Source organism: Dactylosporangium sp. NPDC006015 (assembly GCF_040614215.1).
Lineage (GTDB): Bacteria > Actinomycetota > Actinomycetes > Mycobacteriales > Micromonosporaceae > Dactylosporangium > Dactylosporangium maewongense.
Window position 1 is genome coordinate 24,432 of sequence record NZ_JBEXUD010000039.1, and the last position, 23,543, is coordinate 47,974.

General features: G+C 74.0%; 18 protein-coding genes. 8 read left to right on the forward strand and 10 right to left on the reverse strand.

Going from position 1 to position 23,543, the window contains the following annotated elements; all coding sequences use genetic code 11:
• Window positions 1–157 precede the first annotated feature (157 nt).
• Entirely contained in the window at window positions 158–2,635 is a 2,478-nt protein-coding gene (gene hrpB / locus ABZ321_RS43440) for an ATP-dependent helicase HrpB (RefSeq protein ID WP_354901647.1), read from the reverse strand.
• Window positions 2,636–2,758: 123 nt separating this feature from the next.
• Between hrpB and ABZ321_RS43445 the strand changes: the two genes are divergently transcribed.
• A complete protein-coding gene (locus tag ABZ321_RS43445; protein ID WP_354901649.1) occupies window positions 2,759–3,739 on the forward strand; it encodes a hypothetical protein in 981 nt (326 codons plus the stop codon).
• Here ABZ321_RS43445 and ABZ321_RS43450 read toward each other — a convergent pair.
• Entirely contained in the window at window positions 3,727–7,269 is a 3,543-nt protein-coding gene (locus ABZ321_RS43450) for a BTAD domain-containing putative transcriptional regulator (protein ID WP_354901651.1), read from the reverse strand. The two genes, ABZ321_RS43445 and ABZ321_RS43450, sit on opposite strands and share 13 nt — an antisense overlap.
• A gap of 104 nt (window positions 7,270–7,373) precedes the next feature.
• On the opposite strand from ABZ321_RS43450, the gene ABZ321_RS43455 reads away from it, so the two are divergent.
• Window positions 7,374–8,036, forward strand: coding sequence for a hemerythrin domain-containing protein (locus ABZ321_RS43455; protein WP_344512365.1), 663 nt, complete (start codon window positions 7,374–7,376; stop codon window positions 8,034–8,036).
• A gap of 8 nt (window positions 8,037–8,044) precedes the next feature.
• Here the strand turns inward: ABZ321_RS43455 and ABZ321_RS43460 are convergent, their stop codons facing one another.
• Window positions 8,045–8,524: a hypothetical protein gene (locus ABZ321_RS43460; RefSeq protein WP_354901653.1), complete on the reverse strand. Its 480-nt coding sequence runs from the start codon at window positions 8,522–8,524 to the stop codon at window positions 8,045–8,047.
• Between the two features lie 117 nt (window positions 8,525–8,641).
• On the reverse strand, window positions 8,642–10,156 hold the full coding sequence (locus tag ABZ321_RS43465) for an amino acid permease (protein ID WP_344512363.1): 1,515 nt from the start codon (window positions 10,154–10,156) through the stop codon (window positions 8,642–8,644).
• 126 nt (window positions 10,157–10,282) lie between these two features.
• On the opposite strand from ABZ321_RS43465, the gene ABZ321_RS43470 reads away from it, so the two are divergent.
• Entirely contained in the window at window positions 10,283–11,584 is a 1,302-nt protein-coding gene (locus ABZ321_RS43470) for an FAD/NAD(P)-binding protein (RefSeq protein WP_354901655.1), read from the forward strand.
• Here the strand turns inward: ABZ321_RS43470 and ABZ321_RS43475 are convergent.
• From ABZ321_RS43475 to ABZ321_RS43490, 4 genes are read right to left on the reverse strand one after another with little or no spacing between them, the layout of a single operon-like run.
• Entirely contained in the window at window positions 11,538–12,143 is a 606-nt protein-coding gene (locus tag ABZ321_RS43475) for an ATP/GTP-binding protein (protein ID WP_344512360.1), read from the reverse strand. The genes ABZ321_RS43470 and ABZ321_RS43475 overlap by 47 nt on opposite strands.
• A complete protein-coding gene (locus ABZ321_RS43480; protein WP_354901657.1) occupies window positions 12,124–12,507 on the reverse strand; it encodes a DUF742 domain-containing protein in 384 nt (127 codons plus the stop codon). The genes ABZ321_RS43475 and ABZ321_RS43480 overlap by 20 nt, the downstream gene beginning before the upstream one ends.
• Window positions 12,494–12,916 (reverse strand): roadblock/LC7 domain-containing protein, encoded by a 423-nt coding sequence (locus ABZ321_RS43485; RefSeq protein WP_344512356.1) that lies wholly within the window; start codon window positions 12,914–12,916, stop codon window positions 12,494–12,496. Before ABZ321_RS43485 ends, ABZ321_RS43480 begins: the two co-directional genes overlap by 14 nt.
• On the reverse strand, window positions 12,917–15,397 hold the full coding sequence (locus tag ABZ321_RS43490) for a nitrate- and nitrite sensing domain-containing protein (RefSeq protein ID WP_354901659.1): 2,481 nt from the start codon (window positions 15,395–15,397) through the stop codon (window positions 12,917–12,919). It abuts the gene before it with no gap.
• Between the two features lie 168 nt (window positions 15,398–15,565).
• Here ABZ321_RS43490 and ABZ321_RS43495 point away from each other — a divergent pair, with 168 nt between their 5' ends.
• On the forward strand, window positions 15,566–15,967 hold the full coding sequence (locus ABZ321_RS43495; RefSeq protein ID WP_344512352.1) for a hypothetical protein: 402 nt from the start codon (window positions 15,566–15,568) through the stop codon (window positions 15,965–15,967).
• Between the two features lie 112 nt (window positions 15,968–16,079).
• Here the strand turns inward: ABZ321_RS43495 and ABZ321_RS43500 are convergent, their stop codons facing one another.
• Window positions 16,080–17,021 (reverse strand): PfkB family carbohydrate kinase, encoded by a 942-nt coding sequence (locus ABZ321_RS43500; protein ID WP_344512350.1) that lies wholly within the window; start codon window positions 17,019–17,021, stop codon window positions 16,080–16,082.
• A 91-nt stretch (window positions 17,022–17,112) separates the two neighbouring features.
• On the opposite strand from ABZ321_RS43500, the gene ABZ321_RS43505 reads away from it, so the two are divergent.
• Window positions 17,113–18,225 (forward strand): FAD-binding oxidoreductase, encoded by a 1,113-nt coding sequence (locus ABZ321_RS43505; protein ID WP_354901762.1) that lies wholly within the window; start codon window positions 17,113–17,115, stop codon window positions 18,223–18,225.
• Here ABZ321_RS43505 and ABZ321_RS43510 read toward each other — a convergent pair.
• The gene (locus ABZ321_RS43510) at window positions 18,222–18,806 is read right to left on the reverse strand and encodes a PadR family transcriptional regulator (protein ID WP_344512346.1); all 585 of its coding nucleotides are present in this window, start codon (window positions 18,804–18,806) and stop codon (window positions 18,222–18,224) included. The genes ABZ321_RS43505 and ABZ321_RS43510 overlap by 4 nt on opposite strands.
• Before the next feature lie 56 nt (window positions 18,807–18,862).
• On the opposite strand from ABZ321_RS43510, the gene ABZ321_RS43515 reads away from it, so the two are divergent.
• The 3 genes from ABZ321_RS43515 to ABZ321_RS43525 all read left to right on the forward strand — a co-directional run bounded on the left by ABZ321_RS43515 (window position 18,863) and on the right by ABZ321_RS43525 (window position 23,509).
• The gene (locus tag ABZ321_RS43515) at window positions 18,863–19,630 is read left to right on the forward strand and encodes an ABC transporter ATP-binding protein (RefSeq protein ID WP_354901661.1); all 768 of its coding nucleotides are present in this window, start codon (window positions 18,863–18,865) and stop codon (window positions 19,628–19,630) included.
• A 61-nt stretch (window positions 19,631–19,691) separates the two neighbouring features.
• On the forward strand, window positions 19,692–22,157 hold the full coding sequence (locus tag ABZ321_RS43520) for a PAS domain S-box protein (protein ID WP_344512342.1): 2,466 nt from the start codon (window positions 19,692–19,694) through the stop codon (window positions 22,155–22,157).
• 107 nt (window positions 22,158–22,264) lie between these two features.
• The gene (locus ABZ321_RS43525; protein ID WP_354901663.1) at window positions 22,265–23,509 is read left to right on the forward strand and encodes an Ig-like domain-containing protein; all 1,245 of its coding nucleotides are present in this window, start codon (window positions 22,265–22,267) and stop codon (window positions 23,507–23,509) included.
• Window positions 23,510–23,543: the final 34 nt, after the last annotated feature.

Genomic DNA, 23,543 nt, shown 5'->3' on the forward strand with positions numbered 1-23,543 from the left:
GGTGGGTGAGTCGCCGGGTGGCTTCACCCGCACGGGTACACGCGGCCCCGGTTGGCTTCACCCGCGCGGGGTCCCGCGCCCGCCGGTGCTCCCTTGCGCGGTCTGGTGCGCCTGGTCGAGGTTTCACTTGCGCGGGTTGGTGCGTCTGGTCGGGGTTTCACTTGCGCGGGTTGGTGCGTCTGGTCGGGGTGGCGGTGGCCGGGTCCTCCGGCCATGGGTGGCGCGGGTACCGGCCCCGCAGCTCGGCCCGGACCTGCGGATATCCGGTGCGCCAGAAGGACGCCAGGTCGCGGGTGACGGCGGTGGGGCGCCCCGCGGGCGACAGCAGGTGCAGCAGGACCGCCACCCGGCCGTCGCCGATGCGTGGGGTCTCCAGCCAGCCGAACGCCTCCTGGACCTTCACCGCGAGGACCGGCGCCTCGGGGTCGCTGTAGTCGAGCCTGACGAGCGACCCGCTCGGCACCGGCAGCCGCTCGGGCGCGAGCTCGTCGAGCCGGGCCGCCGCGGGCCACGGCAGCATGGCCCGGAGCGTCGTCCCGGGGTCGACCGCGGAGAGCTTCGTGACGCGGCTCAGGTCGGTGTGCGCGATGACGGCGGCGTCGCTGACGTCGGGCCACGGCGGGCCGAGGACGCGGTGGCAGAAGTCCATCCGCTGCCGCAGCTGGGCCGCCTCCTTCGTCCAGCGCAGCCCCTGCTTGGCGAGCGCCTCGCGGAGCGCCCGCTCGACCAGCTCCCGCGGCGGATCCTTCAGCTCGCGCCGCCGCAGCGTGATCGCGCCGAGCCGCTCCTGGCGCTCCGCGCCCTCCGCCGTCACCTCGTCCACCGTGGACAGCAGCGCGGCGCCGGCCTCGCGGGCGGTGTCCTCGTCGATCGCGGCGGCGAGCCGGACCCTGGCGGAGGCGCTGCCGGGCTGCCGGTCGGCGACGGCGACCGCGAGCCACGGGTGCCCCGTCAGCGCCGACCCCTGCGCCAGGGCCGCCTCGGTCCCGCCCGCCATCAGGTACGCGCCGCCGCGCAGCCGGGCGAGCCGCTCCGGGTAGGCGAGCCCGACGATCAGCCCTGCGACCAGGTCGTCGGGCATCGTCACGGGCGCCCCATCCCCTCCGGCGGCACGCCGCCGCCCGCCGTCCTGGTCGGCGCGCTGCCGGTCGTCGGCGGCGCGCTGCGGGCCTTCAGTAGCGGCGGGCTGCGGGGCGGCGCTGCGCTGCAGGCGGTCGGCCTCGGCGCGCCAGCGGGGGTCCCGGGCGTCGCGGAGGTGGCGCCAGGCGGCGGCGAGGTCGTCGCCCCTGGCAAGGGTGTCGTCGGCGAGGATCGCGACCACCTCGGCCGCCTTCCGCGCCCCCACCGCCGGCGCGCCGTCCAGCAGCGCCCGCGCCAGCCGCGGATGCGCGCCCACGCGCGACATGCGGTGCCCGCGCGGCGTCGCCCGCCCCGCGTCGTCCACCGCGCCGAGCGCCCGCAGCGTCGCCTGCGCCACCCGCATCGCCGCGTCCGGCGGTGTGTCCGGCAGGGCGAGGCCCACCCCGCCCGGGTGCCCCCAGCAGGCGAGCGCGAGGGCGAACGCGCTCAGCTCCGCCACGGCCACCTCGGGCTCGGGCTGCGCCGGCAGCCGCTCGTCGTCCAGTTGCGACCAGCAGCGGTACACGACGCCGGGCCCCTCCCGTCCGGCCCGCCCGGCGCGCTGGACGGTGGAGGCCTTCGCCGCTCGTACCGTGGCGAGAGACCCCAGACCGCGAGCATGATCCGTCCGTGGGACCCGCGCCAACCCGGCGTCGACCACGACCCGCACTCCCGGCACCGTCAGGCTGCTCTCCGCCACCGCCGTCGCGAGCACGACCCGGCGCCGGTCGCCGGCCCTGATCGCCGCGTCCTGCGCCGCCGCCGGCAGCCGGCCGTGCAGGACGTCCGTGGGCAGGTCGGCGAGCTTGCCGCGCACCGACGCGATCTCCGCCGCGCCGGGCAGGAACACCAGCAGGTCCCCGGCCGTCTCCCGCCACGCCCTGCGCACCACCGCCGCCACGTGGTCCAGGAACGCCGGGTCGACCTTGAGCCCGTGCGGCGGCCTGACCGGCCGCTCCGGCGGGCACCACACCACCGCCACCTCGTGCGGCGACCCGTCCGCCGCGACGACGCCCGCCTCCAGCAGCTCCGCGAGCCGCAGCGTGTCGGCCGTCGCGGACGTCGCCAGCAGCCGCAGCTCCGGCCGCAGCGTCTGCCTGCTCTCCACCAGGAACCCGAGCGCCAGATCCGTGTCCAGGTGCCGCTCATGACACTCGTCGATCATCACGGTCCCCACCCCCGCCAGCTCCGGGTCCGCGAGGAGCCGCTGCACGAGCAGCCCGGTCGTGACGACCTCGACCCGCGTCCCGGGCCCGACCCTGCGGTCGCCGCGGACGCTGTACCCCACGCTCTCCCCGACCCGCTCGCCCCGTAGCTCGGCCATCCTGCGCGCCGCCGCCCGCGCCGCGATCCGCCGCGGCTCCGCCACCACCACCCTGCCCTCGAACGCCCCCGCGAGGACCCCCGGCACCAGCGTCGTCTTCCCACTCCCCGGCGGCGCCACCAGCACCCCGGCCCCACCCCCGAGCACGGAGACCACGTCCCCGAGCACCCGCTCCACCGCCAGCTCACCCACGCCCCCACTCCTACCCCATCCCGGCCACGGCCTGTGGTCGGGGGGCGGTGGTGGGCGGAAGGTGACGGTGGGGAGCGACTTTCGGCGGTAGGCGGGGCAGTGGCGGGCCGGTGGACTGGAGGCATGGGAGCGTTCATCCGCAAGATGGCGCCGGTGGCCGGGCTGCTCGTGCTGGCGCCGTTCGTCGGGGAGTACCTGCTGGGCAACATCTCGGTGCGGGAGCTGGCCGCGCTGCCGTTCCTGGTGCCGATGTACGGCGCCGGCGCGCTGCTCATCAGGGAGGTGGTGCGGCGGGCCGGGTTCGGGTGGCCGGCGGTGCTGCTGCTCGGGGCGGCGTACGGGGTGATCGAGGCGGGGCTGGCGGACCAGTCGATGTTCAACCCGGCGTTCGAGGGGCACGACTTCCAGTCGGTGACACCTGTGCCGGCGCTGGGGATCAGCGCGCTGCACTCGATGGCGTTCATCGTCGGGCACGCGGTGTGGAGCATCACCCTGCCGATCGCGCTGGTGGAGCACCTGACGCCCGGCCGGCGCCGCACCCCGTGGCTCGGACCGGTGGGGCTGGTGGTGACGGCGCTGGCGTACCTGGGCGGGCTCTGGATCATCTTCAAGGAGCTGCACGACTCGTCGGGGTTCCTCGCCACGCCAGCGCAGCTGACCGGGGCGGCCGTGGTGGCGGCGCTGCTGGTGGTGGCCGCGTTCCTGACCCGGCGGCCGGGACCGCGCGGCGCGGGCGGGTGGGTGCCGAAGGCGTGGCTGGCCGGGGCCGGTGGGTTCGTGCTGTCGGGGGCGTTCGTGGCGGTGCCGGAGAGCTGGGCCGGGGTCTGGATCGGTGTGGCGCTGCTCGGGCTCGCCGCCGTCGTCGTCTCCCGGCTCGCGCGGAGCCCACGGTGGACGCACGGGCGGCACATCGCGCTCGTCGGCGGGGTGCTGCTGACGTACGCGTGGCTCGGCTTCGTCCTGACCTGGCTGGTGCGGCCCGACGACCAGGTCCGGTGGTGGGGCAACGCCGGGTTCGCGCTGGCCGCGGTAGCGCTCCTGACCTGGTGCGGACGGGTCCAGCGCAAGCCCAGCGCAGACTCAGGGCAGGCTCAGCGCGGGTGAGCGCGGAGCCCCGACAGGGCGGCCTCCGCGTCGGCGACCCAGTGGGCGGCGCCCCACGTTGCGGCGACGTCCCGCGACAGCTGGAAGTGCTCCGCCGCCCGGTCGCGGTCGCCGAGGAGCTCGAACAGCCGGCCGAGGATGTACGCGACCGGGCGCATCGCGATCGAGGTGCTGCTCATCCCGGCGATCTGCGTGCGGACCGGCAGCAGCGCCTCGATGACGGCGGGTGCCAGGTCGGCGCGGCCGAGCGCGACGACGGCCAGCCCCCGCACCGCCATGAACGCGGACTGGAAGTAGTCGGGCCGGTGCCGGTGCTCGCCGACCGCGATGGCCCGCGCCTCGTCCGGCCGGCCCGCCTCGACGAGCGCCAGGGCGAGGGCGTCGTCGGCGATCGGGCCGAGGGCCGCCTGCGTCGCGCGGGTCTGCGCCAGGTACTCCTGGAAGCGGCCCTGGCTGATGAGCAGGCTCGCGGTGGCGAGGAAGTGGAACCCGTCGGCGTGCAGCGACCCCTGCCGGCGCATGTATTCGAGCGCCTCGTCGTAGAGCCGCTGCGCCTCGGCGTAGTCGCCGGCGACGTGCGCGAGCGCGGCCCGGGCGCTGAGGATGATCGCCTGGGGCTCCGGCAGCTGGTACGCCGTGGCGAGCGCCCCCTGCCGCGCGATCCGGTCCCGCACGCCGGCGGCGTCGTTGCCGGCGGCGGCGCAGTTGGCGAGGATCTGCTCGGCGGCCCACTCGTAGGCGACCATGTCGTGCGCCCTGGCGAGCTCCGCCAGCCGGGCGCCGACCTCGGCCCGCTCGCCGGCCTCCAGGTCGAAGCGCATCGTCCTGGCCCTGGCGGCCAGCCCGAGCGCCCGCACGGCCGGGTCGGGCAGGGACGCGGCGAGCTCGAAGGCCTCCAGGCCGGCCGCCGGGCCGCGCGGGTCGTCCTCGCCGTCGAGCTCGGCGGTGAACGCGTCGAGCAGCCGCACCCTGGTCGCCGGGTCCAGGTCGGGCTTGCGCAGCAGGCGGCTCAGCAGGCCGACGACCCGGTGGTCGATCACGCCGTACGGGCGGATCTGCCACGGCGTCGGCACGTTCCACGCGGTGAACGCCGCGATCAGCAGGTCCTCGCGCCCGCCGGCGACGGCGATGTCCAGCGCGCGGTCGCGGGTCTGCCGGGCCTGCGCCACCGCGCCCGCCCGCGCCTGCGCCCGCAGCAGCCGGCCGAGGAGGTCGATGCGCACCTGGTCGCGGTCCCCGGCGACGGCCTCCACGGTCAGCACCGCGCCTTCGAGCAGCTCGATCGCGGCGTCGTACGCGTAGCGCCGCTCGGCCAGCTCCGCCGCCCGCACCGCGTAGTCGACGGCGAGCGCCGCGGTGTCCGACGAGGCGGCCCGCGCGTAGTGGTACGCCAGCGCGGGGTAGTCGTCGGGGCGCAGCTGCCTGGTGCACGCGGCGACCTTCGCGTGCATGCGGGTGCGGCGCAGCTGCGACAGGTCCGTGTACATCGTGTCCCGGACCAGCCCGTGCACGAACCTGACCCGTCCCGGCGCCGGCTCCGTCAGCAGGCCCGCGATGAGCCCGGCCTCGAGCGCGTCGAGGACGGCGCCCTCGTCGGTGTCGGCGGCCCCGACGAGGGTCTCCACGTCGGCCTCCCGCCCGACGACCGCGGCGAGGCGCAGCACCGCGACGGCCGGCTGCGGCAGCCGCGACAACCGGCGGCGCAGCACGTCGCGTACCCCTTCCGGCACGTCGGACGTGGCGACGAGCGCGCCTTCCGAGGCGAGCAGCCGCGCGGACTCCCGGACGTAGAACGGGTTGCCGCCGGTGCGTTCGGCGAGGGCCGCGACGGTGCCCGCGTCGGCGTCGGCGAACGCGCCGACGAGCCGCTGCACGTCGGCGGGCCCGAGTCCGTCGAGGTGGACGCGCAGCGGCGACCGCCGGGCGAGCGCCGCGAGGGTCTCGGCGAGCCGCTCCCGGTTGTCGGCGGGCCGCAGCGCGGCGACGATGAGCACCGGCGCGTCGGTGAGGTCGGCGACGCTGGCGAGCAGCAGCAGCGTCTCGGCGTCCGCGGCGTGCAGGTCGTCCAGGACGATGGCCACGGGCCTGCGGGCGGCGGCCCGCCGCAGCCACGCACGCACGGACCGGTGCAGGCGGAACCGGCCGCCGGCCACGTCGCTGACCTCGCCGGGGGCCGCCAGGGGGCGGTCGGCGTCCTCGAGCAGCGGCGCGAGCGCCGGCGCGAGGTCGTCGGGCGGCACGTCGCCGGCGAGCCCGCGCAGCGCCTCGACCCAGGCCCACGCCGGTGGCGCACCGTCGACCTCGGGGCACCTGCCGACCGCGACGAGCCAGCCGCCGTCGAGCAGCTCCTGCCGGAACCGGGCGAGCACACTGGTCTTGCCGACCCCGGCCTCGCCGCTGAGCAGCACGATCCGCGGACCGCCGGCGACCGCCTCGGCGGCGACCCCGGAGAGCGTCGCCAGCTCCTGTCCCCGCCCGACGAACACCTCGTCCTGCCCGGCCCCACGCGCCTGCGGTTGCGTCGCCCGCTCATGTACGGGGCTGCCGGCCGCACGTTCATGGTGCTCCTGGCCCGCCACCCGTGGGGCGGGCGACCGGTCCGGCGGCGCCGCGCCCTGCCCACGGTGCTCGTCGCCCGCCGGTCCCGCGCTCTGCGCAGTCCACCCCTCGGCTCCGCCGGAGCCGGGGTTCGGGTGCGGGTGGGGCTCGGCGGTTGCCGGTACATCTGCCCGGACGCTGCCCGCGGAGCTGGGCGCCGGGCGCAGGCCGTCGAGGATCCCGACGCGCTGGCCGAGGATCGCGGACTCCAGCTCCACCAGCGCGGGCCCCGGGTCCAGGCCCAGCTCGTCGGCGAGGACGGCGCGGGCGCGGCGCAGCGCGGCGAGGGCGTCGGCCTGCCGGCCGGTGCTCCACAGGGCGAGGGCGAGCAGCCGCCACCCTTCCTCCCGCAGCGGCGCCTGCCGGGTCAGCAGCTCCGCCTCCGGGACCGCCTCGGCGGCGCCGCCGGTCCGCAGCGCCACGTCCAGCAGCAGCTCCCGGGCGACCAGGCGGAGCTCTTCGAGGCGCGCCGCCTCCGGCTGCGCCCAGGGCTCCTCGGCGAACTCGGCGTACGCGCCGCCCTGCCACAGCTCCAGCCCGGCCCGCAGCAGCAGCCGCGCCCGGCCGGGCTCGGCGGTGTGCGCGGCGCGCGCCTCGGCGAGGAGGGCCTCGAAGCGCCACGCGTCGACGGCGTCGGGCGGCACCCGGATCGCGTAGCCGGGCGGCGCGCTGATCAGCAGCCGGGCCGGCGCGCGGCGTTCGCGGGCGGGTTCGAGGACGCGGCGGAGGTTGGAGACATACGCCTGCAGGGACGCGATCGCCCGCGGCGGCGCCTCGCCGCGCCACAGGTCGTCGATCATCCGGTCGACGGAGACGACGTCGCCGCCGGCGGACAGCAGGAGCGCGAGCACGGCGCGCTGGCGGGGGCCACCGAGGTCGGCCGCACCGCCACTGACGTCGACCGCGAACGGCCCGAGCACCCGCATCAGCATGACGCGGGCCATCGTAGCCGTCCCCAAGCGTGTTCCAAGACCGCTACAAGACAGTCCCCGCACCTTGAACGCACCACTGAAACCGCGTTCTAGGAGTTACCGATATGACCACCACCGTTGAGCGTCCCTGGGTCCAGGAGATGGTCGTCGTGCACCGCGTGTTCCGGCGCGAGTCGCGGCTGATGCCCCAGCTCGTCCGTAATGTCCGGCCTGGCGACGTGGAGCGCGCCAGGTTCCTGGGGTCGATGTTCCGCGAGTACGACGCCGGCCTGCACGCCCACCACACGGGCGAGGACGCGATGCTGTGGCCGAAGCTGCTCGCTCGCGTCGACCTGGACGCGGACCTGGTGCTGCGGATGGAGCAGCAGCACGAGGTCGTCGCCGCCGGGCTCCGCGAGGCGATGGCCCTGCTCGCCGCGTGGGAGGCCGACGCGTCGGCGCCGGCCCGGGACGCGCTCGCCGACGCCATGGACCGGCACCGCCGGGACCTGCTCGTGCACCTCGACGAGGAGGAGCACTCGGTGCTGCCGCTGGTGTCGGAGCACATCACCGTGGCGGAGTGGGCGGCGCTCGGCGAGGAGGCCCGGTCGCACACGCCGAAGGACAAGCTGCTCTTCATGCTCGGCGCGCTGCTGGAGGATGCCACGCCCGAGGAGACGAGCCGCTTCCTGTCGCACCTGCCCATGCCGGCCCGGGTGCTGTGGCACACGGTGGGCCGCCGCCAGTACGAGAAGCAGATGCGCAAGGTCCGCGCGGGGCTGCGTTAGTTGCCCGGCTAGTTGGACGTGTAGCCGGGGACGTTCTGGGAGCCGTCGGCGCTCTCGACGCGGTCGACCTCGCCGTCGAAGTCGTCGTCGTGGTAGATCAGGTCGATCTTGCCGTCGTGGTCCTGGTCGTAGGCGACCTGGTCGATGAGGCCGTCGTCGTTGGTGTCCCACATGGCGATGTCGGTGACGCCGTCGTGGTTCTCGTCGGCGACCAGCACGTCGGCCACGCCGTCGCCGTCGCTGTCGTAGCTCGCGGTCTCCAGCCCCTCGGTGGACGGCGGCGCCTGCGACCCGGCGGCGGCCGCGGCGGAGTCGGAGTCGGACTCCTCGGTGCCGGGGTCGGCCGTGGTCTCGCTCGCGGGACTGAGGCCGGCCTCCACCCCGTGCTCCTCGCCGAAGACCGCGTGCGGGTCGGCGAAGTCGGACACGCCGAGGTCACCCGGGTCGAAGTCGACGCCGAAGTCGGACTGCAGGCCGAAGTCACTCATGCCTGTCACCTTTCCAGCACCGGCGAACCCGGCGCCACCCGGGACACGTGCGGGTCGGTATGAGAAGACCCGCGATCCGGGGGCGCCGGCTCCGCGTCCCGTTCGGCCCGAGCCTTCCTACGACGTCCGGTCGCCCGGCGCTGACCGGTCGTCCGGCCGCCCGCCGCCCGCGGTGAGCCCCTCCCGGGCCTCCGTGGCGAGCGCGAGGTTGGCGCGGCGCATCCCGTACAGGAAGAACAGCACCAGACCGACGGCCATCCAGATCAGGAACCGCACCCAGGTCACCACCGGCAGGTTGAGCATCAGCCACAGGCTGGCCAGCACGCTCAGCGCCGGCAGCCACGGCACCCCCGGCGCCCGGAAGGCCCGGGGCAGGTCGGGCCGCGTGCGCCGCAGGACGATCACGCCGAGCGACACCACGATGAACGCGAACAGCGTCCCGATGCTGGTCAGCTCCGACAGCTCCGACAGGGGCACGAACGCGGCGAGCACGGCGACCACGACGCCGGTGATCGTCGACATGACCCACGGGGTGCCGTAGCGGGGATGCACCTTCGACAGGACCGGCGGCAGCAGGCCGTCGCGGGCCATCGCGAACGACACCCGGGCCTGCCCGAGCAGCAGCACGAGGATGACGGACGTGATGCCGCACACGGCGCCGAGGGAGATCAGGTCGGCGGCCCAGCCCTGCCCGACGAGGTCGAACGCCTTCGCCAGCGGCGCGGCGGTGTCGAGCTGCCCGAAGGGGACCATGCCGGTCACCACGAAGGCGACCGCCATGTACAGCACGCCGCAGATGACCAGGGAGCCGATGATGCCCCACGGGACGTCGCGCTGCGGGTTGCGGGTCTCCTCGGCGGTGGTCGCGACGACGTCGAAGCCGATGTACGCGAAGAACACGATGGACGCGGCCGCGACGATGCCGAACCAGCCGAAGTGCTGCGGCGTGATCCCGGCCAGGACCTGCAGCAGCGGCGCGTCGCCGCCGCTGGCCTTGGTCGACGGCTCGGCGGCGGGGATGAACGGCGTGTAGTTGGCGGCCTTGATGAAGAACACGCCGAGCCCGATGACGAACACGACGACGGCGACCTTGACGACGACGAGGAACCCGGTGACCCGCCCGGACAGCTTCGCGCCCATGACCGCCACGATCGTGAGGGCGGCGACGATGAAGGCGGCCCCGAAGTCGGGCAGGGCCTTGTCCCCGGCGAGCCAGGCGGGCAGGTCGAACAGCTCCTGCAGGTAGGCCGACCAGCCGCGGGACACGACGGCGGCGCCGAGGGCGAGCTCCAGGCACAGGTCCCAGCCGATGATCCAGGCGACGAACTGCCCGAGGGTGGCGTAGGAGAAGGTGTACGCGGAGCCGGCGACCGGCACGCTGGAGGCGAACTCCGCGTAGCAGAGGGCGGCGAGGGCGCACACCACCCCGGCCAGGGCGAACGAGATCACGATGGCCGGTCCGGCGTTACGGGCGGCCTGCTGGCCGGTCAGCACGAAGATGCCCGTACCGATGATCACGCCCACCCCGAAGACCGTCAGGTGGAACGCCGACAGGTTCTTGCGCAGCCCTCTGCCCGGTTCGTCAGTGTCCCGCAGCGACTGCTCGATCGGCTTGGTCCGAAAGATCGACATCGGTGCACCTCCTCGGGGCCCGACAGGCCCTGAACCCGACATGCCCGGACGATCTGGGTTCTACACCCGGGCGGCCGCACCTAGTACAGTTAAAACCTACCGGTTAGATAGAAATTAGGGGCGGGCATGCAAACCACAGTGGTCGTGGGCGGAGGCTGTAGCGGCGCCCTGACGGCGATCCATGTCAGCGGCCCGGCGGACCGGGTCGTGCTGGTCGACCCGGCGCCGGCGGACACGCTCGGTCGCGGCGCGGCGTACCGCACGACCGACCCCACACATCTGCTCAACTCGCGGGCGGCGGCGATGAGCGCGCTCGCCGACACCCCGGACGACTTCGTCGACTGGTGCCGGGAGCAGGGGCTCCCCATCGGCCCGGCGGACTTCGCGCCCCGCGCGGTCTTCGGCGACTACCTGCACGACCGGCTGCGCGGCGCCGACTTCGAGCACGCCCGCGGCGTGGCGATCCGCCTGGACACCGGCCGGGAGCGACTGAGCGTGGTGCTGCGCGGCGGGCAGACCGTGGCCGCGGACCGGGTCGTGCTCGCCCTCGGCCACGGCGCCCCGGCGGGCCCGCTGTCGATCACCTCGGCCGTGCGCACCCACCCCTACTATGTGGGAAACCCGTGGACGCCGGGCGCGCTGGACCGGGTCCCGGGCGACGTGCCGGTGCTGCTGATCGGCACCGGGCTCACCGCGCTGGACGTGGCGATGTCGCTGAGCAACCGGGGGCGCCGGGCGCCGCTGCACGCGGTGTCGCGCCGTGGCCTGCTCCCCCAGCCGCACCTGGAGACCCAGCCGAAGGCCACCGGGACGTTCGCCCACGACGGCGCCGACGCGCGCGGGCTGCTGCGGGCGGTCCGGCGCTACGCGGCGACCGAGGCCGACTGGCGCTGCGCCGTCGACACGCTGCGGCCGCAGATCGACCGGCTGTGGCGGCAGCTGTCGGTGGACGCGCGGCGACGGTTCCTGCAGCACGTCGCGGCGTACTGGGAGGTCCACCGGCACCGGATGGCGCCGACGGTCGCGGCGCGGGTGGCCGCGCTGCGCGACAGCGGCGCCCTCCGCACGCACGCGGCGGCGATCCACTCGATCCGGCGCGGCGAGCGCGGCTTCGTGGTGACGCTGCGGTTCAAGGACAAGGACGTGAGCTGGCCCGTCGGCGCGATCGTCAACTGCACCGGCCCGGGCGGCGCCGCCACCAGCACGCTCGGCCGGGCGCTGCTGGACGACGGGCTGGCCCGCCGCGACCCGACCGGCACCGGCCTCGACGTCGACGGGCACGGCCGGCTCGTCGGCCGCGACGGCGAGCCGTCCGACCGCATCTTCGCGATCGGCCCGACCCGCCGGGGTGCCTGGTGGGAGACGACGGCCGTGCCGGAGATCAGAAGCCAGGCCGCCGCGCTGGCTCGAGTGCCGGTGCCTGCTTGATCGTCATGACGTGCTCGACGAGCGCGATGAGCACACCCTTGATCGAGCGCCGGTCGCGGGCGTCGCAGAGCACCACGGGCACGTCCGGGTCGAGGTCCAGCGCCCGGCGGACCGCCTCCGCGGTGTGCTTCTGCACGCCGTCGAAGCAGTTGACGGCGACCAGGAACGGCGTGTTGCGCTCCTCGAAGTAGTCCACCGACGGGAAGCAGTCGGTGAGCCGCCGGGTGTCGGCGAGCACGACCGCGCCGAGCGCGCCGAGCGCCAGCTCGTCCCACAGGAACCAGAAGCGGTCCTGTCCCGGGGTACCGAAGAGATAGAGCACGATGTCGTCGTTGATGCTGATCCGGCCGAAGTCCATCGCCACCGTCGTGGTGGTCTTGCCCTCCACGCCGTTGACGTCGTCGATGCCGACGCCCGCGTTGGTGAGCACCTCCTCGGTCTGGAGGGGACGGATCTCACTGACCGCGCTGACGAGCGTGGTCTTGCCGACGCCGAACCCCCCGGCGATGAGGATCTTCACCGCCAGCGGGATGTGCCCGTCAGAGCGATCGGAGACCATTGACAACCGCCTTGAGAATGCGATCGTCGGGCCGCTGCGGCCCGACGGATTGGTCGTACACAGGTTCGTGCATTTCGATGAGGCCCTGCTGGAGCAGGTCGCCCAGCAGCACGCGCACCACGCCGAGCGCGAGATCGAGGTGTGAGGCGAGCTCCGCGACCGTGATCGGCACGCGGGTGCGGGCCAGGATCGCATAATGCTCGGGCTGCAGGTGCCGCGGGCCCGTCCCGCCGTCGGCGTTGACGACGAACGCGACCAGGTCGAAGCCGCCGACGGCGGGCTTGGCCCGCCCGCCGGTCACCGCGTACGGGCGCACCACCGGCCCGGCTTCGGAGTCGAGCCAGTCGTGCTCACCCCGCGACATCGGACGGAGCGCCCGTTCGTGACGGTGCGGTGAGGTACTGCCCGACCCGGGTCACCAGCATCGCCATCTCGTAGGCGATCACGCCGATGTCGGAGTCCGCCGTGCTCAGCACCGCCAGGCAGGCGCCCTGCCCGGCGGCCGTGACGAACAGGAACGCGTCGTCCATCTCCACGATCGTCTGCCGGACGGTGCCGCCGTTGAAGTGCCGGCCGGCGCTGCGGGCCAGGCTCTGAAACCCGGACGCGACCGCCGACAGGTGCTCGGCGTCGTCCCGGCCGAGGTGGCTGGACGCGCCCATGAGCAGCCCGTCGGCGGAGAGCACCACGGCATGCTGCGCCGACTCGACCCGATCGACGAGGTCGTCGAGGAGCCAGTCGAGCTTGCCGGTGCGACTCGTCGATTGTGCCACCTATGCGTCCCTTTCCAGTGTGGGTTGATCGTCGGTGAGCGCCGCCTCCCGGCGCCCCCGGGTGAACCCCGCCTGTAGCGACGTCATCATCGCGCGGGTCTGCTCGGGCGACCTGCCACCGGTCCCGGCGGCCGCGAACTGCGACGCCGGCACGCCGTCGACCGTGTGCTCGTCGTCAGGTCGCTCCCGGAGCTGCGGGGCGAGGCTCGCCTGCCGGCGCCGCTTGGGGAGTCCGTCGTCGGTGAGATCGACGGGTTGCTCTGGTGGTGTCTGCCGCGTCGGTACCGCCTGAGCCGGCACGACCGGCGGCGGCATCTCGGCGTCGGCGTCGCGCCCGCGGACGGGCAGGGGCACGTGCGTGGCGGCCGTGCTCACCTGCGACGGGACGAGCTCCAGGACCTCCGCGGTGAGCCGCTCGTCCGGCCCGACCCGGCGCGTCTCGAACTCGGGCTGCGCCGCCACGTCGCCGGCCAGCTCACCGTCCAGGTCCCCGGCCAGCTCGCCCGCCAGCTCGCCCGCCAGCTCCGACGCCGCCTCCGACGGGGTCGACGCGGTCAGCTCCGGGGTGGCGCCCGTGATCAGGTGGGGCGGGATCAGCACGACCGCGGTGACGCCCCCGTACGGCGACGACCGCAGCGTGACCCGGACGCCGTGACGGGCCGCGAGCAGCGCCACCACGAACAGGCCGAGCCGGGCGCTGTTGGCCGGGTCGAAGTCCGGCGGGTGCAGCAGCCGCTGGTTGGCCTCCTCGATGGCCTCCGGCGACATGCCCAGCCCGCGGTCCTCGATCTCGACCGCGAACCCGTTCGGCACGAGCTGCCCGCTGATCTGCACCCGGGTGTGCGGCGGCGAGTACGACGTCGCGTTCTCGATCACCTCGGCGAGCAGGTGGATGACGTCGGCGACGGCCCGCCCGACCAGCGACGCCTCGGGCAGCGTGAGGAAGCCGACCCGCGCGTAGTCCTCGACCTCCGACACCGCGCCGCGGACCACGTCGACCATCGGCACCGGGTTGCGCCAGCCGCGGCCGGGGGTCGCGCCGGCCAGGATGACCAGGTCCTCGGCGTGGCGGCGCATGCGGGTGGCGAGGTGGTCGACCCGGAACAGGTCCTCCAGCTCCTCCGGGTCGCCGGTCCGGCGCTCCATCCGGTCCAGCAGCGCGAGCTGGCGGTGCAGCAGCGTCTGGCTGCGGCGGGCGATGTTCAGGAAGACCTCGTTGAGCCCCCGGCGCAGCTGCGCCTCGTGCGCCGCGGACTCGATCGCGGTGCGCTGCACGGCGCTGAACGCGTTGCCCACCTTGCCGATCTCGTCGGTGCCGTACTCCAGCGGCGGCGCCGCCTCGGCCAGGTTGAACTCCTCGCCCCGGCGCAGCCGGCCGACGAGCTCCGGCAGCCGCTGGTCGGCGAGGATCTGGGCGTCCTGGCGCAGGCCGGTGAGCCGGTTGATCAGCGACCGGCCGATCCGGATCGACAGCACGACCGAGATCGCGATCGCGAGCAGACCCAGCACCGCGGCGAGCACCAGCCGGACGATGATCGCGACACCGACGGGCTCGGCCCGCTCCAGGATCGTGTCGCCGTACTGCAGGTCCAGCTGGCGCAGCTGCTCGGCGAGCTTGTCGTAGGCGTCGCGCCACACGGCGATGTCGACCGGGATGGCGACGTTCGGCCTGGCCTCGGCGATGATCTTGTCCTCGAAAGCGGTCAGCTTCTTGTGCGCGTCGCCCGCGACGATGTCCCGGTAGACCCGCTGCACCGTCTCGGGCAGCTCCGCGGACTGCTCCGCGTATTCGGCGCGCTTCGCGCCGATCGCCGCGATCAGGTCGGCGGCCTCGGTGCGGATGAACTTGCCCGCCGCGGCGGCGCCGTTGACCAGCGAGTCCTCCCGCGCGAGCAGCTCCCGGGCGCGGCTCATCGCGATGTTGGTCCGGGCGTCCTTGCTCAGCTGCGCGTCACTGACGCCGGGCAGTGCGTTGTACCAGCGGTAGATCGCGTCGATCGGCTCGTTGTAGACCTCCATCGCGCCGGTCCGGTCGATCTGCCCCAACGAGATCCCCGAGCGCCCCGACACGATCCCATCGAGCGCCACCATGATCTCCGTGAGGCGCCCTCTGGCGGCCTCCGGCATGGCGTCCTTGGTCTCCCCCTTGCCGGCGAGGGACCGGAAATGGCTGATGGCGGTGTCGGTCTTGCGCCGCTGCTCGGCCAGCAGCGCCGCCTCCGGCTTCCCCTCGGCCCGGCCGGACCCCAGGTACACCTGCGAGAGCTTCCGCTCCCGCTGCAGCTCGACGGTCATCGTCTCGGCCGGCTCGGCGGCCAGCTTGTAGTAGGTCTGCGCATCGAACAGCTCGACCACCGCGCTGGACGTCAGGCTGGTCGCGAAGACCCACAGCACGACGAGCGACAGCAGCGGCGGGAGCAGCAGGGTGACGATCTTGGCGCGGATCGACCACGTGCGGATTCTCCACGTGCGGGTCTTCATGTGGTCCTCGTGGGTCGCGTCGACAAGGGGGGTGGCGCGTCTCGGGCATGATACGGACAGACAGGCGAGGAAGTCACCAACAAGGTCGTCGCCGTCCCAAACCCGGCTCGCTCCGGATCTCCCTCCCCCGCCGGTGTGCATTCCCCGCCCCCGGGCAGGGCGCCCCGCATGCGGCGTGGACGGTGGGTTTTCGCGATCAGTGCCTGGGCCGTGTGCACGACGGCGCTCAGCGTCGTCGGCATCGACAAAGTGGAGGCCGTCCGCTCGTCCATGGTGGCCGCCACCAGCGGCGGCCGCCCTTCCGCCACCCCTTCCCCGTCCCCTTCTCCGTCGCCCGGCTCCACGCAGATCCTGCGCACCCCCGGCGGCACCGTCGCCGCCCACTGCAACGCCGGCCTGACCTGGGCCGACTACCTACGCCCGGCGACCGGCTTCCACGTCGAGGACGCCCAGCAGGGCCCGGCCGCCGAATACCGGGTGACCTTCAAGACGAACGGCCAGGAGGTCCGGGTCGTCGTCCGCTGCGACCCCAAGACCCTCCTCCCCACCACCGAGGTCACCCTCGGCTGAACCACCGCACCCCGCGGAACAGAGCCCACGAATTGCGACATTGACCAACGTCTGCGCGGGCGGGCGAGGAGGGCGTACACGGAGCGGGGAAGTCGAGCGGCTCAGTGGTGGGTCAGGCTGGGGTGGGGTCCAGGGAGCCGAGCTGGGCGGCGGCGAAGGGGAGGTCGCGGTCGCGGATGGCGGCGCAGCGCTGGGCGGTGGCGGCGGCCTCCGGCAGGGCGGCGCCGGCGAGCTGGGCGAGGACGAAGCCGGCGACGTACGCGGACCGGTTGCGTGGTGTCGGGGCCGCCGAGGTGTGGACCGTGTCGGCGTCGTGGCTGTGCACGACCGCACCGTCGGCGTCGAGGGTGACGGCCACGACGGCGGCGGCGGTCGAGCGCAGGAGCATGCCGCGGGATGCGATGACGGCGGCGGTGGTCGTCCCGTCGACGACCCCACCGACGGTGTCGAGGGTGGGTGTGACGAGGTCAGGGCCGAGGTGGGCCCACGGCGCGAGGTCCAGCGCGTCGACGGCGAGGAGCGGCACGTCGAGGCGCCGGCTGGCCAGGAGCGCGCGGACGGCGGGGCCGAGGGTGCCGGCGCCGAGGTCGCAGACGACGACCGCCGCGGGGCGCTCGGCGAGGGACTCGCCGAGGCGGTGCAGAAGCGTCTCGGCGGCCCCGCCGGTGAGGGGGCTCGTGTCGCCGTCGTCGAACCGTGCCACCACCTGACCTGCGGCGACGACGCGGCGCTTGGTGAGCGTACGCCGGCCGACCGCGACGACCAGGCGGTCGGTGGCGCCGCCGTCCCACACCCTGGAGCGCAGCGTGGCGCCCGCGTCGTCGTCGCCGGTCACGCCGACGACGGTGGTCCTGGCGCCCAGGCCGGTGAACGCGCCCGCGACGGCCGCGGCACCGCCGGCGACCTCGCGGGTCGTCTCCAGCGTGATGACGGGGACGGGAGCCTCCCGGCTCATGCGGGTCGGGGTCCCGGTCAGCCAGCAGTCGAGCACGGCGTCGCCGACGACGAGCACGGGTCGGTCCTGCCAGCGGGCGGCGAGTTCGGCGAATCTCACGCCTCCATGCCTACCCGACTCGAATCGGAACATTCTGCAACATCACAACATCGCCTGCGACAATTGCAGGATCGAACGCGCAGACGTGGCGATGATCGGTGGGGGCATGGCCGGCCTGTCCCTCGCCGCGGAGCTCGCCGAGCTGGACAGCCGGATGGTCGCACGGGTGGAGGCGGCGGGTGGCCACCGCGAGCCGTTGCGGATCATGGTGCTCGAACGGGAGAACCAGTTCGGTTACCACACGACCGGGCGGTCCGTGGCCGCCTTCCTCGAGAGCTACGGCACGCCGGAGGTGCGGGCGCTGACCCGCGCGTCGCGGACGATCCTCGACGCGCTCGGCGCCGAGTCCGGCACGCCGCTGCTGCGGGCCAGGCCGCTGGTCTGGATCGCCGGCGAGGAGCAGCTCCCGGCGATGAACGCGCTGCTGACCGCCAACCCGGCGCTGCGCGGCACGGACGTCGCCGGGGCGCAGACGCTGTGCCCGGCGCTGCGCCCGTCGGCGGTCGCCAGGGCCGCGGTCGAGCGCACCGCGCAGGACATCGACGTCGACGCGCTGCATCAGCTGTACCGCAAGCGCGCCGCCGCCGCGGGGGTGGTGCTGCGCACCGCGATCGGCCTGGAGGCCGGCGAGTGGACCGGGCGCGGCTGGCGGCTCACCACCGACCGCGGCGAGCTGGAGGCCGAGCGGGTCGTCAACGCGGCCGGTGCCTGGGCGGACGCCGTCGCCGGGCGGCTCGGGGTGGCGGCCGCGGGGTTGAAGCCGCTGCGCCGTACCGTGGCGATCGTCTCCATCGAAGGGGTCGCGCCCGGCTGGCCGCTGGTGCACGACGTGGGCGACGAGTTCTACTTCCGCCCCGAGGGCGGCGGGCTGCTGGTGTCGCCGTGCGACGAGACGCCGTCGCCGCCGGTCGACGCGGTCGCCGCGCCGGAGGATGTCGCCCTCGGGGTCGAGCGGGTCGCCGCGGTCACCACCCTGGACCTGCGGCGGGTGCGGACGAGCTGGGCGGGGCTGCGGACGTTCGCGCCGGACCGCAACCCGGTCGTGGGGCCCGACCCGGTGCAGGACGGGTTCTACTGGTTCGCGGGGCAGGGCGGCTCCGGCATCCAGACCGCGCCGGCGCTGGCGCGGCTGGGCGCGGCGGAGCTGCTGGGCGAGCCGTTCGAGATCCCCGGCCTGCGGCGGGGCGCCCTGCACCCGCGTTAGGCGGGTTGTTGCAGCTGGTCCGGGCCCGTCGGCCGGACGCCCTTCAGCGTGGCGACCGTGGCCGGATCGCTCAGCAGCGCCCGCTCCGCGTCGTCGACGAACGCGAGGTCGGCCTCGACGTGCCGGGTCGCCGCCGACAGCAGCAGCCCGACGACCGGGTCGGCCGCCTTTCGCCGCAGGCCGTCGAGGTTGCGCAGCTCGCGCAGCAGGTACGTGCGCTGCTGGCCCAGCACGGTGCGCACCACCTCCCCGTCGCCGGAGCGGGCCGCGGCGGTCACCTTGAGGAAGAAGTCGTCGCGGAAGCCGCCGCTGCGCGGGCTCGCCTCGTCCAGCCAGCGCCGCAGCTCGCCGCGGCCGGCGTCGGTGATCTCGTAGACGACCCGGTCGGGCTTGACCGCCTGGGCGTGCCGCTCGGAGCTGACCATGCCGTCGCGGGAGAGCCGGTCCAGGATCTGGTACAGGTGCCCGATGTTCAGCGGGCCCCACTGCGGGCCGACCGCGGTCTCGAAGGCGCTCTTCAGCTCGTACCCGTAGCTGGGCCCGTGCGACAGCAGCGACAGCACCGCGTGATGGATCGGCATGTCCAGAGCCTACTCGCCCCTTGCATTGTCGCAATGCATTGCGACAGAGTAGGGCGATGACCGCACCGTCCACCGGCGCCACCCTCTCCACGGGCGCCGCGCTGTCCGTCGCCGGGTTGACCAAGCGCTTCCACACCGGGGAGCAGGACATCGTCGCCGCCGACGAGCTGACCCTGAGCGTGGAGCCCGGCAGCTTCACCGCGGTCACCGGGCCGAGCGGGTCGGGCAAGTCGACGCTGCTGCACCTGGTCGGCGCGATCGAGAGCGCCGACGCCGGCACGATCGTCGTCGACGGCGTCGAGGTGACCGCGCTGCGGCGGCGCAAGCTCAGCGAATACCGGCGCACGGTCGGGTTCGTGTTCCAGCGGTACCACCTGCTGCCCGCGCTCACCGCGCTCGACAACGTCATCGCGCCGGTGCTGCCGTTCCGCGTCGGGTTCGACAAGCAGCAGCGCGCCCGCGAGCTGCTCGACGCGGTCGGCCTCGCCGGCCGGGAGCGGGCCCTGCCGGCGCAGCTGTCCGGCGGCCAGCAGCAGCGGGTGGCGATCGCCCGGGCCCTGATCGGGTCGCCGAAGCTGCTGCTCGCCGACGAGCCGACCGGCAACCTCGACTCCGCCAACGGCACGCAGATCCTGGACCTGCTGCTCGACCTGCGGGAGGAGCGCGGCATGACGGTGCTGCTCGCCACGCACGAGCAGCAGATCGCGGCGCGGTGCGACCGGCTGCTGCGGCTCGCCGACGGGCGGCTCACCGACGACATCGACCTGACCGCCGGCGAGGACCCGTCGTCGACCCTGGCCCGGGCCACGCAGCTCCGGCTTTAGTCTGATTTAGCCCCTTTGCGCGGGTACCATCGACCTAGCTGCTCGCGGGTTGGGGGTGGACATGCCGCAGCTCGACTTCGGCGTGCTCACGCAGCCCGAACGGCTTGCCGCGCTCCGGCGCGCCCAGACACTGCTGGCGTCGTCGTCCGCGCCGGTCGACGGCCTGGTCCGGCTCGCCGCACGCTCGGTCGTCGCCCCCGTCGGTCTGCTGACCCTCGTCGACGACGAGCGGATGCACATCATCGGCCGGCACGGCCTCCCGCCGGACCTCGACCGCGTCCACGCCGAGCCGGCGACCAGCTCGTTCTGCCAGTACGTGGTGACCGGGAACGCGCCGCTCGTCGTCAGCGACGCCCGGGACCACCCGGTGCTGCGCGACCTCGGCGCGGTGCTCGACCGGGGCGTCACGGCGTACCTCGGCCACCCCATCCACGACCTGCACGGCAACACGCTCGGGGCGATCTGCGTCACCGACTCCGTCCCCCGGCACTGGACCGACGACGACATCGCCGCCGTGTCGGAGTGCGCCGCGATGCTGGAGGTCATGCTCGGCGCCGAGACCAGCCGGCAGGACATCTCCATCGCCGCGGCCGAGACCGACGCGGTGCTGGAGACCGCGCTGGAGGCGTTCATCGCCATCGAGCTCACCGGCGAGATCACCCGCTGGAACAAGGCGGCCGAGCGCACCTTCGGCTGGTCCGCCGCGGAGGCGATCGGCAAGCAGGTGGACGAGCTGATCATCCCCGAGCGGTTCCGGGCGGCGCACCGCGCCGGGCTGACCAGGCTGGCGCGGGGCGGCGCACCGAAGCTGATCGGGCAGCGGCTGCAGCTGTACGCCACCAACCGGGCCGGCGACGAGTTCCCGGTCGAGCTGACCCTGAACGTCGTGGAGGGGCCGGCCGGGCGGCACGCGCACGCGTTCGTGTACGACATCAGCGAACGCGTCACCGCCGAGCGGCAGCTCGCCCGCGAGCGGCACTTCCTCAGCGCCCTGCTCGACAACCTCGACGCCGGCGTGGTCGCCTGCGACGAGCGCGGCCGGCTGATCCTGTTCAACCGCGCCATGCGGGAGATCACCGGCGGCGAGGCCGACCAGTCCACCGCCGCCACCTGGGTCGAGCAGTACCGGTCGCACGGCGTGCCCGGCGTCTCCGAGGACCTGCCCCTGGTCCGCGCGTTCCACGGCGAGCACGTCCGCGAGGCCGAGGTCGTCGTCCACATGCCCGGACGCCCCCGGCGCAGCTTCACCGCCAACGCCCAACCGATCCGCGACACCGACGGCAACCGGCTCGGCGCCGTCGCGGCCCTGCACGAGGTCACCGACCGGCGCCGGGCGCAGCGGCTCATCGAGTGCGAGCTCGCCGTCTCCCGCATCCTGGAGCAGGCGCCCACGATCGAGGACGCCGGCCCGGAGCTGCTCGGCACCGTCGCGCGCACCCTGCAGTGGCCGCACAGCGAGCTGTGGCTGGTCGACAAGGTCGGCAACGTCCTGCGCAACGCCGCCATGTGGACCGAGCCCGGCTACGTCATCCCCGAACCCGGCCCCCTCGCCCCCGGCGTCGGCGTCTCCGGGGTCGCCTGGGAGACCGGCCAGCCCGCCTGGGTCCCCGACATCTCCGTCGTCGGCAGCCGCCTCAACGTGCCGTCGCTGGCCCGGCACGGCCTGCGGGTCGGCCTGGCCGTGCCGATCCGCGACGGCACCGGGGTCACCGGCACGCTCAGCTTCTTCGGCGACGCCGCCGAGGAGCCCGAGCAGTCCCTCATCGCGCTGCTGTCCGGGATCGCCGCGCACGTCGGGCAGTTCCTGGAGCGCCGCCGCGCCGAGGACCTGGCCCGCCAGCTGGCCCGCACGAAGGACGAGTTCATCTCCCTCGTCGGCCACGAGCTGCGCACCCCGCTCACGTCGATCTCCTCGTACACCGAGCTGCTCCTGCACGACAACGACGACGAGACGACCCGCTCGCAGTTCCTGTCGGTCATCGCCCGCAACGCCGAGAACCTCCGGGCGATCATCGACGACCTGCTGGACCTGGCCGGTCTGGAGAGCGGCTACGTCTCCCTCGTCGAGCGTCCCCTGGACTTCGCGGCCGTGGTCGGCGACTCCGCGCTCGCGGGCACCCGCGCGGCGCAGGAGAAGGACATCGACATGCGGGTCACGCTCCCCGACGGCCCGGCGCCCGTCGCCGGCGACCCGCCGCGGCTGCGCAAGGTCGTCGACCACCTCGTCACCAACGCGGTGAAGTTCACACCCGCAGGCGGCCGGGTCGAGATCGAGCTGACCCGCGACCGGGCCGGCGTCGACCTGCGGGTCACCGACACCGGCGTCGGCATCCCCGAGGAGGAGCGGTCCCGGCTCTTCGAGCGCTTCTTCCGCGGCTCCAACATCCGCAGCCTCGGCCTGCCCGGCACAGGCCTCGGCCTGGCCATCAGCCGCACCGTCATCGAACGCCACGGCGGCACGATCACCGTCACCGACCACGGCGACAAGCCCGGCACCACGTTCCTCGTCCGCCTGCCGTCGCTGTAGCCCGTGGCGGCCGCCCGCTCGCCCTCCCGGCCCGCGACCACCGTCGCGTTGCCGTCCCGGCGGGTGCCAGGTTGCCGTCCTTGCGGACCCGGGCACAATGGTTGCTGATGCAACTACGACGACTGACCTCCGTGTTCGTGGTGAGCGCCCTGCTGCTCGCCGGCTGCAGCGACCCCGCCCCGTCCTGGAAGGGCGGCGGCAGCGGCTCCAGCGCCGCGGCCGCCACCGTCAAGGTGACGGCCCCCACCGACGGCGCCAAGGACGTCTCGACCGCGACGTCCCTCGTGTACGAGGCCTCCTCCGACGCCACGGTCACGCTGCAGGACGCCTCGGGCGCCACCGTGTCCGGCGCCGCCCTGCCCGCTGGTGGCCAGGGTGCGCCCGCCACCGGCGCCTCGCCCTCCACCGCCGCCTCGGGCTCCACCGGCGCCTCGGGCTCTACCGGCGCCTCGGGCAAGGGGGTCGAGTGGATGCCGGACAAGCAGCTGAAGTACTCCACCGAGTACACGGCCACGATCACCGCCGGCAGCGCCAAGTCCACGGTGAAGTTCACCACCATGGCCAAGCCGTCCAGCCTCGCCCGCACCAGCAGCCAGATCGGCGACGGCCAGGTCGTCGGCGTCGGCATGATGATGATCCTGTCCTTCGGCGTCGAGATCCCGAAGGACAAGCGGGCCGGCATTGAGCGGCGGCTCCTCATGTCCTCCGACCCGCCGCAGGAGGGCAGCTGGAACTGGTACACCAGCAAGGAGATCCACTACCGCCCCAAGGAGTACTGGCAGGCGGGCACGAAGCTCTCCCTGCGCGCCCGCGTCGGCGGCGTCTCCTTCGGCGGCAAGTCCTACGGTGAGAAGGACATCACCGTCGACGCCACCGTGGGCAAGAAGCTCATCATGGAGGTCGACAACGCTACCAAGCAGATGACGATCACCGAGGACGGCGTCCTGCTCAAGACGATGCCCGTCTCCCTGGGCAAGCCGAGCAACCCCTCCGACAGCGGCAACTTCATCGTCATGGTGAAGAACGAGTGGGAGTGGTTCGACTCCTCCACCTACGGCGTCCCCGTCGACTCCCCCGACGGCTACCGCACGAAGGTCGAGTACCCCCAGCGGATCACCTGGAGCGGCCAGTACATCCACGCCGCCCCCTGGTCCGTCAAGGACCAAGGCAAGCGCAATGTCTCCCACGGCTGCGTCAACATCTCCCTCGACCTGGCAAAATGGCTGTACGGCGTGACCCACATCGGCGACCCCGTCATCGTCAAGGGCACCGAGGAGCGCGTGAAGTACGGCGACGGCTGGACCGACTGGGAACTGTCCTGGGACGAGTACAAGAAGGGCAGCGCCCTGTAAGACCCCACCCCACCGTGGCCGCCCGTTTTGGCTG

Bases quoted from the DNA above. Each gene is read 5' to 3' on its own strand.
- ABZ321_RS43445 (WP_354901649.1), top strand. From the start codon at position 2,759: ATGGGAGCGTTCATCCGCAAGATGGCGCCGGTGGCCGGGCTGCTCGTG.
- ABZ321_RS43450 (WP_354901651.1), bottom strand. From the start codon at position 7,269: ATGCTGATGCGGGTGCTCGGGCCGTTCGCGGTCGACGTCAGTGGCGGT.
- ABZ321_RS43455 (WP_344512365.1), top strand. From the start codon at position 7,374: ATGACCACCACCGTTGAGCGTCCCTGGGTCCAGGAGATGGTCGTCGTG.
- ABZ321_RS43460 (WP_354901653.1), bottom strand. From the start codon at position 8,524: ATGAGTGACTTCGGCCTGCAGTCCGACTTCGGCGTCGACTTCGACCCG.
- ABZ321_RS43465 (WP_344512363.1), bottom strand. From the start codon at position 10,156: ATGTCGATCTTTCGGACCAAGCCGATCGAGCAGTCGCTGCGGGACACT.
- ABZ321_RS43470 (WP_354901655.1), top strand. From the start codon at position 10,283: ATGCAAACCACAGTGGTCGTGGGCGGAGGCTGTAGCGGCGCCCTGACG.
- ABZ321_RS43475 (WP_344512360.1), bottom strand. From the start codon at position 12,143: ATGGTCTCCGATCGCTCTGACGGGCACATCCCGCTGGCGGTGAAGATC.
- ABZ321_RS43480 (WP_354901657.1), bottom strand. From the start codon at position 12,507: ATGTCGCGGGGTGAGCACGACTGGCTCGACTCCGAAGCCGGGCCGGTG.
- ABZ321_RS43490 (WP_354901659.1), bottom strand. From the start codon at position 15,397: ATGAAGACCCGCACGTGGAGAATCCGCACGTGGTCGATCCGCGCCAAG.
- ABZ321_RS43495 (WP_344512352.1), top strand. From the start codon at position 15,566: ATGCGGCGTGGACGGTGGGTTTTCGCGATCAGTGCCTGGGCCGTGTGC.
- ABZ321_RS43505 (WP_354901762.1), top strand. From the start codon at position 17,113: ATGATCGGTGGGGGCATGGCCGGCCTGTCCCTCGCCGCGGAGCTCGCC.
- ABZ321_RS43510 (WP_344512346.1), bottom strand. From the start codon at position 18,806: ATGCCGATCCATCACGCGGTGCTGTCGCTGCTGTCGCACGGGCCCAGC.
- ABZ321_RS43515 (WP_354901661.1), top strand. From the start codon at position 18,863: ATGACCGCACCGTCCACCGGCGCCACCCTCTCCACGGGCGCCGCGCTG.
- ABZ321_RS43520 (WP_344512342.1), top strand. From the start codon at position 19,692: ATGCCGCAGCTCGACTTCGGCGTGCTCACGCAGCCCGAACGGCTTGCC.
- ABZ321_RS43525 (WP_354901663.1), top strand. From the start codon at position 22,265: ATGCAACTACGACGACTGACCTCCGTGTTCGTGGTGAGCGCCCTGCTG.